This window comes from Pseudomonas sp. NPDC096950 (assembly GCF_044762525.1).
GTDB lineage: Bacteria > Pseudomonadota > Gammaproteobacteria > Pseudomonadales > Pseudomonadaceae > Aquipseudomonas.
Genome location: NZ_JBIWEL010000013.1, coordinates 149,959 through 164,554, shown reverse-complemented (window position 1 = coordinate 164,554; position 14,596 = coordinate 149,959). Strand labels below are relative to the sequence as shown.

At 62.7% G+C, this 14,596-nt stretch carries 12 protein-coding genes; 11 read left to right on the top strand and 1 reads right to left on the bottom strand.

Features of this window, described 5'->3' with window-relative positions:
* Nucleotides 1-17: 17 nt before the first annotated feature.
* Nucleotides 18-863 carry a GNAT family N-acetyltransferase gene (locus ACIQY3_RS20460; RefSeq protein ID WP_403022692.1) on the bottom strand — a complete coding sequence of 282 codons (846 nt, stop codon included), beginning with the start codon at nt 861-863 and terminating at the stop codon, nt 18-20.
* A gap of 241 nt (nt 864-1,104) precedes the next feature.
* On the opposite strand from ACIQY3_RS20460, the gene ACIQY3_RS20455 reads away from it, so the two are divergent.
* From ACIQY3_RS20455 to argE, 11 genes are all read left to right on the top strand, one after another.
* Nucleotides 1,105-2,577, top strand: coding sequence for an aldehyde dehydrogenase family protein (locus ACIQY3_RS20455; RefSeq protein WP_403022687.1), 1,473 nt, complete (start codon nt 1,105-1,107; stop codon nt 2,575-2,577).
* A 478-nt stretch (nt 2,578-3,055) separates the two neighbouring features.
* A complete protein-coding gene (locus ACIQY3_RS20450) occupies nt 3,056-3,724 on the top strand; it encodes a haloacid dehalogenase type II (RefSeq protein ID WP_403022684.1) in 669 nt (222 codons plus the stop codon).
* 25 nt (nt 3,725-3,749) lie between these two features.
* Nucleotides 3,750-5,024 carry an NAD(P)/FAD-dependent oxidoreductase gene (locus tag ACIQY3_RS20445; protein WP_403022681.1) on the top strand — a complete coding sequence of 425 codons (1,275 nt, stop codon included), beginning with the start codon at nt 3,750-3,752 and terminating at the stop codon, nt 5,022-5,024.
* 83 nt (nt 5,025-5,107) lie between these two features.
* Nucleotides 5,108-6,745: an ABC transporter substrate-binding protein gene (locus ACIQY3_RS20440; protein WP_403022679.1), complete on the top strand. Its 1,638-nt coding sequence runs from the start codon at nt 5,108-5,110 to the stop codon at nt 6,743-6,745.
* 45 nt (nt 6,746-6,790) lie between these two features.
* Nucleotides 6,791-7,747 (top strand): ABC transporter permease, encoded by a 957-nt coding sequence (locus ACIQY3_RS20435; protein ID WP_054050496.1) that lies wholly within the window; start codon nt 6,791-6,793, stop codon nt 7,745-7,747.
* The gene (locus tag ACIQY3_RS20430) at nt 7,744-8,619 is read left to right on the top strand and encodes an ABC transporter permease (protein WP_403022676.1); all 876 of its coding nucleotides are present in this window, start codon (nt 7,744-7,746) and stop codon (nt 8,617-8,619) included. Before ACIQY3_RS20435 ends, ACIQY3_RS20430 begins: the two co-directional genes overlap by 4 nt.
* Before the next feature lies 1 nt (nt 8,620).
* On the top strand, nt 8,621-10,462 hold the full coding sequence (locus ACIQY3_RS20425) for an ABC transporter ATP-binding protein (protein ID WP_403022674.1): 1,842 nt from the start codon (nt 8,621-8,623) through the stop codon (nt 10,460-10,462).
* Complete coding sequence (locus ACIQY3_RS20420) at nt 10,459-10,767, top strand: (2Fe-2S)-binding protein (RefSeq protein ID WP_403022671.1); 309 nt, start codon at nt 10,459-10,461, stop codon at nt 10,765-10,767. Before ACIQY3_RS20425 ends, ACIQY3_RS20420 begins: the two co-directional genes overlap by 4 nt.
* The gene (locus ACIQY3_RS20415; protein WP_403022668.1) at nt 10,749-12,125 is read left to right on the top strand and encodes an FAD-dependent oxidoreductase; all 1,377 of its coding nucleotides are present in this window, start codon (nt 10,749-10,751) and stop codon (nt 12,123-12,125) included. Before ACIQY3_RS20420 ends, ACIQY3_RS20415 begins: the two co-directional genes overlap by 19 nt.
* On the top strand, nt 12,122-13,276 hold the full coding sequence (locus tag ACIQY3_RS20410) for an NAD(P)/FAD-dependent oxidoreductase (protein ID WP_403022665.1): 1,155 nt from the start codon (nt 12,122-12,124) through the stop codon (nt 13,274-13,276). The genes ACIQY3_RS20415 and ACIQY3_RS20410 overlap by 4 nt, the downstream gene beginning before the upstream one ends.
* Complete coding sequence (argE, locus tag ACIQY3_RS20405; protein WP_403022662.1) at nt 13,273-14,430, top strand: acetylornithine deacetylase; 1,158 nt, start codon at nt 13,273-13,275, stop codon at nt 14,428-14,430. Before ACIQY3_RS20410 ends, argE begins: the two co-directional genes overlap by 4 nt.
* Nucleotides 14,431-14,596 lie beyond the last annotated feature (166 nt).

The following is a 14,596-nucleotide window of genomic DNA, read 5'->3' as shown; positions in this document are numbered from 1 at the left end:
AGGAGTGAGTTAGGTCATCAGCCGATGGCTTGGGTGACCAGGGCGAACTGGATGACGCCGTTGTCGGCGTGCGGCGGCGTGCCACGGGCCATTTGCGCCACGGTGTCGACTTGCTTGAGGCCGGTGGTTTCCAGCCAGTCGCTCAAGCCGCTATCCGCCGGGATGTCGATGCGCACGAAGGTTTCCGGCACCTGGGCCAGCAACACCGTGATCAGGTGTTTGGCTTGTTCGAGGTTTTCGGCGACCACCGGGCCGATTCCGCGACCACGGCCGTAAGGGCGCAACATCGCGAAAGCACGCAACTGGCCGTCGCGCTCGATGCCGACCGCAGTCTCGATGACATCGAACAAATCGGTGATCACCGTTCGGCGATCCAGCCCGGTCCCGGCGTTGGCCAGTTCCAGCACCCGCGCCTGATCAGCGTTACACAGCGGGCGACAGGTTTCACCCTCGGCCAGCGGCTCAAGCTCCGGAGCCTGCACCAGACCTTGATGTTGCTGAATCCGCCCAAACTCGACAAAACCCTGGCTGACATACAGCGGCGCGCCGGCGAGGGTGGCGTTCAAGAGCGGCGTGCGCGACTGGCACGCCTCAAGCGCCAGTTCCATCAACTTGCGCCCGATGCCCTTGCCTTGATAGTCGTCGCTGACAATTACCAGGCCAATGGTGGCGAAATCGCCCTGGGGGCAGGCGAACGCCGTACCGATCAGACGCTCGCCATCGAGCACCACAAAGCCGTCGCTGAGACGCAGCACCATCGCCCAGTCGTCTAGCCGATGGGGCCACTTCAATTGCACGGACAAGGCATGGGCGGCGGGCAGATCGGCAGCGGTCATCGGTCGATAAAGGTAAGGGGCGGACATGGCGAGTCTCCGTTGAACAGGGGGCGCGTGCGGCCGGTTGTCCGGCGTGATGGTGCCTGTATCCCATCTGCGCGCAGGCCTGACAAGGGGCCTCGGAACATTCGGCAGATTCCGCAAGACAGAGGCCACAAGACCACACTTACTACTAAATTGCACCGCAAGGTCGGCAGCAAATGCCAGGGCTTTTTTTCTACGATGGAAGCCTGAGTCAACGACTCGCCGACCCTATTTGGAGTGCTCCATGGATAGCTTCGATCCTCGTCTAATTGCTGTGCGCAGCGCTCACTTTATCGGCGGCCAATACCGCGACGCTCAACCGGGGCTGGAGGTGGTGCGGCCCTCGGATGGCCAGGTGTATGCCGAGTTGCCGATTGCCGATGCCGACCTGGTAGACGAAGCGGTCAACAATGCCTGGCAAGCCTTCAACCGCAGCGATTGGGCCAGCCGTCCGCCACGGGAGAGGGCGCGAGTGATGCGCCGTTGGGCCGATTTGATCGAAGCGGACGCCGAGATCCTCGCACCGTTGGAAGCCGTCGGTTCGACCCGCCCGCATAAAGACGTGATCGCCTGGGATATCCCCTACGTCGCCGAAGGCATTCGCTTCTTTGCCGAACTGGCGGACAAACACGGCGGGCAAGTCGCGGCAACCCAGACCGATCGACTCGGCATGCAGATCGCCGAACCCTACGGCGTGATCGCAGCCATCGCACCGTGGAATTTCCCGCTGAGCATGGCTTCCTGGAAAGTCGCCCCAGCACTCGCCGCAGGTAATGCCGTGGTGCTCAAACCGTCGGAACTGACGCCATTTTCCAGCCTGCGTTTTGCCGAACTGGCGTTGCAGGCGGGGGTTCCGGCGGGGATTTTCAACGTGGTGCAGGGCGATGGCCGCACCACCGGCGATGCCTTGTGCCGTCACCCGCGCATCGGCAAAGTGACCTTTACCGGGTCCACCGCCACCGGGTCGAGCATCATGTCCACCTGCGCACTGGTGGGGCCGAAACCGGTCACGCTGGAACTGGGCGGCAAGAGTCCGCAATTGGTGTTCGCCGATATCCCGGACATTGCCAAAACCGCGCGCACCGTGGCGCTGGCGATTACCGGTAACGCCGGGCAGGTCTGCGTGTCCGGTTCGCGGTTGTTGATTCAGCGTTCGATCATGGAACCGTTTATCGCGCACTTGCAGGCGTACTTCGAAGAGCTGCGTCCCGGTCCGACGTGGTCGCCACAGAGCACGCTGTCGCCGATCATTTCCCGGCTCCAGGCCAGTCGCATCGACGGCATCGTCCAGCGCTCGCGCCAGGCCGGGGCCGAAGTGCTGACCGGTGGCGGATTGTTTGAAGGATTGGGCGGTGCCTATTACCAACCGACATTGCTGGCGGGCCTAGACAACCAGAACCCGGCGGTTTGTGAAGAAATCTTCGGCCCGGTGCTGACGGTGCAGGCATTCGATGACGAAGAACAGGCGCTGAGCCTGGCCGCCCACGCCACTTATGGATTGGCGGCGGGGGTGCACACCGCGGATATCAACCGCGCCTTGCGACTGGTACGCAAGCTGGAGGCGGGGACGGTGTGGGTCAACCGTTATGGGCGCAGTAACGACTACATCCTGCCGACGGGTGGCTACAAACGCTCCGGGATTGGCAAGGACCTGGGGCGTGAAGCGTTTGAAGCCAATTTGCGATTCAAAAGCGTGCTGATCGATATCCTCCAATAACTCACAAATCCCCCCTGTGGGAGCGAGCCTGCTCGCGAAAGCGGTGCGTCAGGCAACATCATTATTGATTGATAGGACGCTTTCGCGAGCAGGCTCGCTCCCACATGTTCTCAGCAACCTTCAGATTTTTGCGCGCTTCAATCTCCACTCATACGGGCGCTTCCTCAGGGAAGCGCCCGTTTTCATTCCGCCCGGCGCAGTTTCTGCGGCCAATCGCGGCACACGCGGGCCGCACAGGGCTATAAAGGTCCATAAGAGCGCACAAATACGGGGTTTGCCCAAGGCTGGAGCGAGCCGCAAAGTCTGCTGAGGGGGGTGGCTAAAACGGTGGTTTGTATCGGGCAGAGGCTGCTTTTAACGCCATCTGCTGATTTCACGGTGTTGTAATGACGGTGTGCTGCAGCGTTGCATCAGCGCTTCGCAAATGAAGCAAATGCTCGTCGCGCCATGACCTCAACGAACTTCAGGACCGCACTCAATGAGCTTTCTTCGCCCCAAATTCATTACGTTCGACTGCTACGGTACGCTGACCAATTTCCACATGGGCACGATGACTCGCGAGCTTTTCGCCGATCGCGTCAAACCCGAGCAGATGGATCAGTTCGTCAAGGATTTCTCGGCCTATCGCCTGGACCAGGTCATGGGCGACTGGATGCCCTACGACGAAATCCTCAAGACCGCCCTGGCCCGGACCTGCAAGCGCTGGGGTATCGAATACCGCGACGAAGGCCAGCTGTATTACGACGCCGTGCCGACCTGGGGCCCGCACCCGGACGTACCGGCCGGCCTGTCGAAGATCGCCGACACGATCCCGTTGGTGATTTTCTCCAACGCCAGCAACAGCCAGATCATGTCCAACGTCGACAAGCTCGGCGCGCCGTTCCACAAGGTCTTCACCGCAGAACAGGCCCAGGCCTACAAGCCGCGTCTGGCGGCGTTCGAGTACATGCTCGACAACCTCAACTGCGGCCCGGAAGACATCTTGCATGTGTCCTCCAGCTTCCGTTACGACCTGATGCCGGCCCACGACATGAAGATCAAGAACAAGGCCTTCGTCGCCCGTGGTCATGAAGTCCCGGGCAATGCCTTCTACGGCTATCAGCAGATCACCGACATCGGTGGGCTCGCGGCACTGGTTGGTCTCTGAGTCACTACCGCATAAGGGGTTGGACATGGGCAGTGAATCCTACTGGCTCGACACCGCACCGGCTTTCACCGGTGCCCAGCTCGGCGCATTGCCGGCGCAGGTCGACGTGGCCATCGTCGGTGGCGGTTTTACCGGTCTGGCGGCGGCCCGGGCATTGGCCCTGAAAGGCGCCAGTGTGGTGGTGCTCGAAGCCGGGCGGGTGATCGGTGAAGCCTCGGGGCGCAACGGTGGCCAGTGCAACACCGGGGTGGCTCAGGATTACGCCGGGCTCAGCGCCAGCCTCGGCGCCGATAAGGCCCGGGCTTATTACCAGGCCTACGAAAGCGCGGTGCAGAGCGTGGTATCGCTGGTGGAGCAGGAGCAGATTGCGTGCGACCTGATCCGCAACGGCAAGCTCAAGTTGGCGGCCAAGCCGCTGCACTACGAAGGCCTGGCGCGGACCTGCGAATTGATTCGCAAGGAAGTCGATGCCGAGGTCGAGTTGCTGTCCGCCGAACAGACCCGCGCCGAAGTCAATTCGGCGCAATTCCACGGTGGCTTGCTGCAGCGCAACGGCGTGCAGATGCACGTCGGGCGTTTCGGCGTCGGGTTGGCCGAAGCCGCTGCGCGTCATGGCGCACTGATCCATCAAGGCACTTCGGTGCTGGACTGGAAAGCCCAGGCCGGCGGCTATCAGGTCAACACCAGCAAGGGTTCGCTGCACGCCGGGCAGGTTTTGCTGGCCACCGGCGCCTGTCAGCACGGTGGCTTGGGCTGGTATCGGCGGCGGATCGTGCCGGTGGGCAGTTTTGTGATCGCCACCGAAGTGCTTTCAAAAGAGCTGATCGAGCAACTGCTGCCGGGCCGTCGCGCCTATGTCACCAGCCGCATGATCGGCAATTACTTCCGCCTGACCCCGGACAACCGCCTGCTGTTCGGCGGCCGTGCGCGGTTCGCGATGTCCGACAGCGTCAACGACGCCAAGAGCGGCAAGGTGCTGCAAGCGGCGATGGTGCAGATGTTCCCGCAGCTGGCCAACGTGAAAATCGATTACTGCTGGGGCGGGTTGGTGGACATGACCTCCGACCGTTTGCCTCGGGCCGGCCAGCACGGCGGGGTTTATCACTCCATGGGCTACAGCGGCCACGGGGTGCAGATGTCGGTGCATATGGGCCAGGTCATGGCCGAGGTGATGGCCGGCAAGGTCGAGGCCAACCCCTGGCGCGAACTCGATTGGCCGGCGATCCCCGGACACTTCGGCAAACCGTGGTTCCTGCCGTTCGTGGGCGCCTATTACCGCTTCCAGGATTATTTGCATTGAGTTGATGTTGTGGCGTCACCGTCGTTTGCGTTTCAACGCTCCGGACAACCCGAGCCTTCTCATTATCGACAGGTACAACTGATATGACTGACAAGAAGATCGACTCCCCACTGATTTCCGGCCAAGAAAGCCTGCGAGTGTTTGAAGGCCTCAATCGCGGCATGTCGCGCCGCAACGCCCTGCAAATGCTCGGCGTGGCGGGTGTCGCCGCAGCGGGCGCCGGCAGCCTGTTTGGCGCCGCCGGCAAACTGTTCGCCGAAGAAGCCGCCACCCCCGGCAAAGGCAAACCGGGCGGGCGCATTCGTGTCGCCGGCATGTCCAGCTCCACCGCCGACACCCTCGACCCGGCCAAAGGCGCGCTGTCCACCGACTACGTGCGCCACTTCATGTTCTACAACGGCCTGACCCGTTTCGACACGCACCTGGTGCCGCAACTGGAACTCGCCGAGCGCATCGACAACACCGACGCCACGCTGTGGACCATCACCCTGCGCAAGGACGTGACCTTCCACAACGGCAAGACCCTCAGCGCCGCCGACGTGGTGTACTCGCTGTCGCGGCACAAGGACCCGCTGACCGGTTCCAAGGTCATGCCGCTGATGGAGCAGTTCGCCGAGATCAAGGCCACCGGCACCAATGAAGTGCAGATCCGCCTCAGTGCGCCGAACGCCGAATTGCCGTCGATCCTCGCCGTGTCGCACCTGCTGATCGTTCCCGAAGGCACCACTGACTTCAACCAGGGCATCGGCACCGGGCCATTCAAGGTCAAGGAATTCAAACCCGGCGTGCGTTCGATTGCCGCGCGCAACACCGGCTACTGGAAACCGGGCCTGCCGTACCTCGACGAGATCGAATTCATAGCGATTGCCGACGAACCGTCCCGGGTCAACGCGCTGCTGTCCGGCGACGTACACATGATCAACGAGGTCAACCCGCGCTCCACCACGCGGATCAAGGCCAGCGCCAAGCACCGGGTCGTCGATGCGCCATCGGGCAACTACACTGACTTGATCATCCGTCAGGATCAGATGCCGGGTAAAAGCGCGGAATTCACCCAGGCCATGAAGCACCTGATGGACCGCGAACAGATCAAATCCGCCGTATTCCGTGGCTTTGCCGTGGTCGGTAACGACCATCCGATTGCCCCCGGTTCGCGCTACTACAACGCCGACCTGCCGCAAACCGTCTACGACCCGGAAAAAGCCAAATTTCTGCTCAAGAAGGCCGGCATGGAAAGCATCAGCATGCCGCTGGTCGCGTCGCCCGCCGCCACCGGTTCAGTGGACATCGCCGTGCTGTTGCAGCAATCGGCGAAGCAGGCCGGGCTCAAGCTCGACGTCAACCGCTTGCCGAGCGACGGCTACTGGTCCAACCACTGGATGAAGCACCCGCTGAGCTTCGGCAACATCAACCCGCGGCCGAACGCCGACGTGATGTTCTCGCAGTTCTTCCAGTCGAAGGCGCCGTGGAATGAATCCGGCTGGCAGAACGACCAGTTCGACCAGTTGCTGATGCTCGCTCGCGGGGAAACCGACGACGCCAAGCGCAGCAAGATGTACGCGGACATGCAAACCCTGGTGCATGACCACAGCGGTATCGGCGTGCCGGTTTTCATCAGCAACATCGATGGCGTTGACCAGCGCATCAAAGGCTACGGCAGCAATCCGCTGGGTGGCTTCATGGGCTACATGTTCGCCGAGCAGGTCTGGCTGGACGCTTGATGGGTAGTTGGGTTGTACGTCAGGGACAGTGCAGGAGGGTAGGCGATGAATAGCAACACACTGTGGTTGATCGGTCGGCGTCTGGGCGCCGCGATCGTGACTTTGTTGATCGTGTCCATGGTCGTGTTTGCGATCACGGCGGTACTGCCGGGGGACGCGGCGCAACAATCCCTCGGGCAGTTCGCCACGCCGGAACAGGTGGCGGCACTGCGCCTGAAGCTGGGGCTCGACCAGCCCGGTGTGCTGCGTTACCTGCACTGGTTGATGAACTTGCTCAGCGGCGACATGGGCCTGTCGGTGTCCAACGCGATGCCCGTCGGTGAGTTGATGGCCGGCCGCGTGCCCAACACCCTGATGCTGGCGGCCGCCACGGCGCTGGTCTCGGTGCCGGTGGCGTTGATCCTCGGCATCGGTTCGGCCATGGGCCGGGGCGGGCGCATCGACAGCTTCCTGAGCTTTTTCACCCTGGCCATGGTCGCCGTCCCGGAGTTCCTGGTAGCGACCCTGGCGGTACTCATTTTTGCGGTGAACCTTGGTTGGTTGTCGGCGCTGTCCTATGCCAGCGACATCACCTCACCGTGGCAATTCATGCGCACCTACGCCTTGCCGGTGATGACCCTGTGCTGCGTGATCGTCGCGCAAATGGCCCGCATGACTCGCGCCGCCGTCATCGATCAACTCGACAGCCCATACGTGGAAATGGCCCGGCTCAAAGGCGTCAGCCCGATGCGTATCGTGCTGCGCCATGCCTTGCCCAACGCGATCGGGCCGATTGCCAACGCCATCGCCCTGAGCCTTTCGTATTTGCTCGGTGGAGTGGTGATTGTCGAGACGATTTTCAACTACCCCGGCATCGCCAGCCTGATGGTCGATGCCGTGACCAACCGTGACATGGCGCTGGTCCAGGCCTGCACCATGCTGTTCTGTACCGCGTACCTGGGGTTGGTGCTGATTGCCGACCTGTGCGCGATTCTGTCCAATCCGAGGCTGAGAAACCAATGAACAATCTCATTGTGAAATCGACGCCTGCGACCCCCGACCTGTCGGTTGGCAAGGTGTCCCATGGCCCGGCGTGGCTGGGTCTGATCGGCGCCGCGATGTGCGTGATCTGGTTGCTGGTGGCGGTCTTCGGGCCGTGGCTGGCGCCGCACCCGGTGGGTGAAGTGGTCTCTGACAATGTCTTCGACAGCATCAGTGCGTTGTACCCGTTCGGCACCGATTACCTGGGCCGCGACATGCTCAGCCGCGTGCTCGTCGGTGCGCGGTTTACCGTGGGCCTGGCATTGATTGCGGCCGTATTGGCCAGCGGCCTGGGCACCAGTTGTGCTTTGCTTTCGGTGGTGTCGCCGAAGTGGCTGGACGAAGTGATCAGTCGTTTGATGGATGCGTTTATCTCGATCCCGAGCAAGATGCTGGCGCTGATCATGGTCTCGGCCTTCGGCTCTTCGGTGACCTTGTTGATATGCACGGCGGTCCTGAGTTTCACCCCCGGCGCATTCCGCATCGCCCGCAGCATGGCAGTGAACATCGAAGCCCTGGAATACGTGCAAGTCGCCCGTACCCGTGGCGAGCGCCGCTTGTACATCGCTTGCGTGGAAATTTTGCCAAACATGCTCAACCCGGTGCTGACCGACCTGGGCCTGCGCTTTGGCTTCATCGTGTTGTTGCTCAGCGGCATGAGCTTCCTCGGCCTCGGCGTGCAACCGCCGGACGCCGACCTCGGTTCGCTGGTGCGGGAAAACATCGGTGGCCTCAACCAGGGCGCGCCGGCCATCGTGATTCCAGCGCTGGCCATCGGCACCCTGACCATCGGCGTGAATCTGTTTATCGACAGACTGTCGTCCCGACGTAGTCGCCGCACGGGAGGGCATTGAGATGACTGAATTGATCCGAGTCGAAGACCTGCGCGTGGTCGCCTGTGGCGAGCGCGGAGAAACGGAGATCGTCAAAGGCGTGAGCTTCGCCCTGGAAAAAGGTGAAGTGCTGGCGCTGATCGGGGAATCCGGCTCCGGCAAAACCACCATCGCCCTGGCACTGCTGGGCTATGCGCGACGCGGTTGCCGGTTGTCTGGTGGCGTGGTGCAGGTCGGCGAGCACAACATGCTCGCCCTCAGCGAAAAGGAATTGCAGGGCCTGCGCGGCAACCGGGTGTCGTACATCGCGCAAAGCGCGGCGGCGGCATTCAACCCGGCGAAGAAGTTGATCGACCAAGTGGTGGAGGGCGCCTTGATTCATGGCCTCGGCACGCGCGCTGTGCTCGAAGCCAAAGCCATCCAGTTGTTCCGCGACCTCGCGTTGCCGGACCCGGACCACATTGGCCAGCGTTACCCGCATCAGGTGTCCGGCGGGCAACTGCAACGGGTGATGGCCGCCATGGCGCTGATCAGCGATCCGTTGCTGGTGGTGCTCGATGAGCCGACCACTGCCCTCGACGTCACCACCCAGATCGATGTGCTGCGCGCCTTCAAACGCGTAGTCCGTGAGCGCGGGGCGACGGCGGTCTACGTGTCCCACGACTTGGCGGTGGTCGCGCAAATGGCCGATCAAATTGTCGTGCTCAACGGCGGCCAGATCTTCGAACAGAGCGCCACCGCGCCGTTGCTCAAAGCGCCAACCCACGAATACACCCGCAGCCTGTTGGCGGCGGCGCGCCCCGACACGACGATCCGCCCGCCCTGCGGCGTAGCCGAAGACACGCCATTGCTGACCATCCAGGGCCTGACCGCCGGTTACGGCAACAAGAACATGCATGGCATGCCGGCGATCCGCGTGCTGGAAGACATCGACCTGACCGTACGCCGGGGCCAGGCCATCGGCGTGATCGGTGAGTCCGGTTCCGGTAAATCGACCCTGGCCCGAGTGGTCGCGGGGTTGCTGACCCCGGCGCTCGGTGGCTTGACCTTCGACGGCCAACCCTTGGGCGGCTGCTTGTCCGAGCGTACCGACGAACAATTCCGTCGCATTCAAATGGTGTTCCAGAACGCCGACACCGCGCTCAACCCGATGCACAGCGTCAGCACGATTCTGAGCCGGCCACTGAAGATGTATTTCGGCCTCAAGGGCGCGGCGTTGCGCGAGCGTATCGGCGAGCTGCTGGACCTGGTGCGCTTGCCCCGGACCCTGGCGGAACGGCGGCCGAATGAACTGTCCGGCGGTCAAAAGCAGCGGGTCAACCTGGCCCGTGCCTTGGCGGCCAAACCGGATTTGATCCTCTGTGATGAAGTCACCTCGGCGCTGGACACGGTGGTCGGTGCGGCGATTCTCGAACTGCTGCGCGACCTGCGTCAGGAGCTGGGGGTTTCCTATCTGTTTATCAGCCACGACATTTCCACGGTGCGCGCGCTGTGCGATGACATTGTGGTGATGTACAGCGGCCACAAGATCCAGGCCGGCACCCGACAGTCGTTTGCCCAGGCCCCGTTCCATCCGTACACCGATCTGTTGATTCATTCGGTGCCGGAACTGCGTCAGGGCTGGCTGGAAAACTGCGGCACCACCTGCGCCGAGCTGCCGCCGATTGGCGCCAGGGCCAACGTGCCGGAGCTGTGCACCTTCCTCAGTCGCTGCCCGGTGCGGGTCGATGGCCTGTGCAATCGCACCGCGCCGAACCGTCGCATCATCGACGGCGGCAGTGAAATCCTCTGCCATCACGACAGCGCCGAGTTGCTGAAAACCCAGCAGGATGTGATCACCATGACCCACGGAGCCTACGCATGAAGGGACGTTTTGTGAGGCTGGCCGAGCAGGGCCGGCCGACCGTCAAACTGCAGGTGGACGGTGCGGCTATCGAGGCGTTGCAGGGCGATACCTTGATGGTGGCGTTGCTGACCCAGGGCAACGGGTTGCGCCAGTCGGAGTTTGATTCGGGCCGACGCGCCGGTTTCTGCCTGATGGGCGCGTGCCAGGATTGCTGGGTCTGGACCCGCAGCGGCGAGCGTCTGCGCGCATGCTCCAACGAAGTCCGCGAAGGGCTGGACATCGTCACCACACAACCGGAGGCGACATGGCCACTGCACGGATAGTGATTGTCGGCGCCGGGCCGGCGGGTATTCGCTGTGCCGAAACCCTGGTGGCGGCGGGGTTCAAACCGATCCTGATCGATGAAAATCGTCGGGATGGCGGGCAGATTTATCGTCGCCAGCCTGAAGGGTTTACCCGTAATTACGCGACGCTGTACGGCACCGAAGCGCGCAAGGCCCGGGACCTGCACGACAGTTTTGATCGTCTGCGTGGCGCTATCGATTACCGCCCCGATACCCTGGTGTGGAACCTGACACCGGGGCAGTTGTGCTGCGTCAAACAGGGCAAGCACACGACGGTGGATTACGACGCACTGATCCTCTGCACCGGCGCCACCGACCGCTTGATGCCGATCGAAGGCTGGCAGTTAGCAGGCACCTACAGCCTCGGCGGGGCGCAGATTGCGCTCAAGTCCCAGGCAGTTTCGATTGGCCGCAGCGTAGTGTTTATGGGCAGCGGGCCGTTGCTGTACCTGGTCGCCAGTCAGTATGTGAAGGCAGGCGCGACGGTGACGGCGGTGCTAGATACCTCGCCGTTCAGCAAACGCATCGGTGCATTGCCAAAATTGCTGGCGCGGCCCGGATTGCTGATCACCGGGATGAAATTGTTGGCTCAACTGTATCGGGCGAAGATTCCGGTGCATTTGGGGATCAAGCCTTTGCAGGTGCTGGGCGATGCCAGCAGCGGCGTCAGTGGCGTGCGAGTGCTGACGGCGCGTGGCGAGGACTTGAGCGTCGATTGCGATGCCGTGGCCCTGGGTTATCACTTGCGCCCGGAAACCCAACTGGCGGACTTGGCCGGTTGCCGCATGCGCTTCGACGAGGCCTCCGGCCAATGGTGGCTGGCGGTGGATGAGGAGGGCCGGACCTCGGTCAGTGGCGTGTATGCCGCTGGCGACGGCTCGAAGATTCGCGGTGCCGACGCCGCCGAGCACGCCGGGCGGCTAGTGGCCATGGCGCTGCTGGAAGACCTGCAGCAACCGGTGAACGCCGGGTTGCGCGACGAACAACGCCAGGCCTTGGCCGTAATGGACCAGTTCCGCCTCGGCCTGGCCCAGGCGTTTCCCTGGCCCGCCGAGCAAGCCAAAGCCTTGCCCGACAGCGCCATCGTCTGCCGCTGCGAGATGATCAGCGCCGGTGAACTGCGCCGCACCGTCAGCGAGAAAGGCGCCTGCGAAGTCAATCGGGCCAAGGCCTTCAGCCGGGTCGGCATGGGCCGCTGTCAGGGCCGTTATTGTTCCCAGGCTGGCGCGGAAGTGATTGCGGCTGCGGCGGGCGTCAGCGTGCAACAGGTCGGCCGTCAACGCGGCCAAGCGCCGGTCAAACCCCTTTCGATGCTCACCGAGGAGGTGTCGCCATGACGTTACAGAAAGCCGATGTGCTGATTGTCGGCGGCGGCCTGATGGGCTCGGCGACGGCATTTTTCCTGCGCAAGCGCGGGCAGTCGGTGATCCTGCTGGAGCGTGACCAGATCGGTCAGTACGCCAGCGGCGTGAACTTCGGCAACGTGCGGCGCCAGGGGCGTTACCTCGGCCAGCTGGAACTGGCCAACCGCTCCTGGGCCCTGTGGAAACGCTTGCCGGAACTGATCGACGATGACCTGGAATTCATCGCCAGCGGGCATATGCGCGTGTGTTATCGCGAAGACGAGATTGCCGAGCTGGAGGCCTATGCCGCTGCGCCTGAGGCGGCGCAACTGGACCTGAAGATTTATCGCGGTGCCGAGTTGCATCAGCGCTTTCCATTCCTCGGGAAGGATGTGAAGGGCGGCTCCTATGCGCCTCACGATGGGCACGCCAACCCGCGTTTGGCTGCTCCCGCGTTTGCCCGTGCAGCACGCCGACTCGGGGCGCAGATCGAGGAACAGACGGAAGTGGCCGAGGTGCAGAAAGTCGGCGGCGAATTCAGCGTCATCACCACCGACGGCCGTCAGTTCAGCGCCGCGCAACTGCTGATTACGGCCGGTGCATGGGGGCAAAAGCTCTCGGATCAGTTCGGCGAGCCGGTGCCACTGGACACCCACGGCCCGCAAATGGCGGTGACCGAACCGGTGCCCTACGCCTTGCCGACGGTGATCGGCGTCTACACCAAAATTCCCGAGGAAGTGATCTACTTCCGGCAGATTCCGCGCGGCAATATCGTCATCGGCGGTGGTTATCGCAGCAAACCGGACATGCTCAATCGCCGGGCCTACGTCGAGCCGCGCAGCATCCTCAACCAGATGAATCAGATGCGCCGCTTGCTGCCAGGTGTCGGCAACCTCAACATCATCCGCGTCTGGAGCGGCATCGAAGGTTATCTGCCAGACTCCTTGCCGATCATGGGCCCGAGTGGCACTGTCGACGGCTTGTTCTACGCGTTTGGCTTCTGCGGCCACGGCTTCCAACTCGGCCCCGGCGTCGGTGACGTGTTGGCCGAACTGATCAGCACCGGCAGCACCAGCACTTCGATTGAGCCGTTCTCCATTCGCCGGTTCGCCCATTTAGCCGAGCAACGGAGCAAGGCCTCATGAAACCCCGCGTACTGGATATTCTCAAACGCCTGATGGCCTTCGACACCGTGTCTTCGGAGTCGAACATGGCCCTGATCGAGTATGTGCGCGACTTGCTGCTGAGCAAGGGTATCGAGTCGCTGATCGTCAAGGATGAAACCGGCAAGAAGGCCAACCTGTTCGCCAGCACCGGCCCGAAAGAGCTGCCGGGGATTCTTCTGTCCGGCCACACCGACGTGGTGCCGGCGGCGGGGCAGGCCTGGACCGTGCCGCCGTTCCAGGCGACGGTGCAGGACGGCAAGATCTACGGGCGCGGCAGTTGCGATATGAAAGGTTTCATCGCCCTGGCCATCGACGCCATGCTCGACGCTGCCGACCATTCCTTGAGCCGGCCGCTGCAACTGGCGCTGTCCCACGACGAAGAGACCGGTTGCGTCGGTGTGCGGCGCTTGCTCGACGTGCTGCACCTGACGCCGGTGCGGCCGTTTTTGTGCCTGATCGGCGAGCCGACCAACATGCAATTCGTGCTTGGGCACAAGGGTAAGGGTTCGTATCGCACCTATTGCCGGGGCCTGGAGGCGCATTCGTCCCTGGCGCCGCGCTCGGTCAACGCAATCCACGTGGCCTGCGATTTCATCGCCGCGTTGCGCCAGAGCCAACAGCAACTGCAAGAGCAGGGCGCCCAGGATGCCGATTACGACGTGCCTTACAGCACCGTGCATGTCGGGCAGATCGGCGGCGGCCGCGCGCTGAACATCGTGCCGAATTTGTGCACCCTGGATTTCGAAGTGCGCAACTTGCCGGCGGACAACCTGGATCAGTTTCTGGAGCAGATGCAGGAACGTGCCGAACTGATCGTGCGCGAGGCGCGGTTGTTGTCGAGCGTGGCGGCGATCGAGATCGAAACCCTCAACGTCTATCCCGGCCTCGACACGCACCCGAGCGTCGAAGCGGTGCGTTTCCTGAAAAACTTCGCCGCGCCGGATACCGGGACGGCGAAGGTTTCGTTCGGCACCGAGGGCGGGTTGTTCAAACAACGGCTGGATGTGCCGGTGGTGGTCTGCGGGCCGGGCTCGATTGAACAGGCGCACAAGCCGGACGAGTTTATCGAGATCAGCCAGATGGAGGCCGGGGAGCGGTTTCTGGATGGATTGCTCGGGTCCCTGAAACAGTAGAGATCCAATGTGGGAGCGGGCTTGCTCGCGAAAGCTATGTATCTGTCAACGATGATGTTGAATGTTAAACCGCTTTCGCGAGCAAGCCCGCTCCCACAGGGTTGATCGTTCCCACGCTCCGCGTGGGAATGCAGCCCGGGACGCTCCGCGTCCCATCCAGAGCCGA

Bases quoted from the DNA above. Each gene is read 5' to 3' on its own strand.
- ACIQY3_RS20435 (WP_054050496.1), top strand. From the start codon at position 6,791: ATGAATAGCAACACACTGTGGTTGATCGGTCGGCGTCTGGGCGCCGCG.
- ACIQY3_RS20445 (WP_403022681.1), top strand. From the start codon at position 3,750: ATGGGCAGTGAATCCTACTGGCTCGACACCGCACCGGCTTTCACCGGT.
- ACIQY3_RS20440 (WP_403022679.1), top strand. From the start codon at position 5,108: ATGACTGACAAGAAGATCGACTCCCCACTGATTTCCGGCCAAGAAAGC.
- ACIQY3_RS20425 (WP_403022674.1), top strand. From the start codon at position 8,621: ATGACTGAATTGATCCGAGTCGAAGACCTGCGCGTGGTCGCCTGTGGC.
- ACIQY3_RS20415 (WP_403022668.1), top strand. From the start codon at position 10,749: ATGGCCACTGCACGGATAGTGATTGTCGGCGCCGGGCCGGCGGGTATT.
- ACIQY3_RS20460 (WP_403022692.1), bottom strand. From the start codon at position 863: ATGTCCGCCCCTTACCTTTATCGACCGATGACCGCTGCCGATCTGCCC.
- argE (WP_403022662.1), top strand. From the start codon at position 13,273: ATGAAACCCCGCGTACTGGATATTCTCAAACGCCTGATGGCCTTCGAC.
- ACIQY3_RS20420 (WP_403022671.1), top strand. From the start codon at position 10,459: ATGAAGGGACGTTTTGTGAGGCTGGCCGAGCAGGGCCGGCCGACCGTC.
- ACIQY3_RS20410 (WP_403022665.1), top strand. From the start codon at position 12,122: ATGACGTTACAGAAAGCCGATGTGCTGATTGTCGGCGGCGGCCTGATG.
- ACIQY3_RS20455 (WP_403022687.1), top strand. From the start codon at position 1,105: ATGGATAGCTTCGATCCTCGTCTAATTGCTGTGCGCAGCGCTCACTTT.
- ACIQY3_RS20430 (WP_403022676.1), top strand. From the start codon at position 7,744: ATGAACAATCTCATTGTGAAATCGACGCCTGCGACCCCCGACCTGTCG.
- ACIQY3_RS20450 (WP_403022684.1), top strand. From the start codon at position 3,056: ATGAGCTTTCTTCGCCCCAAATTCATTACGTTCGACTGCTACGGTACG.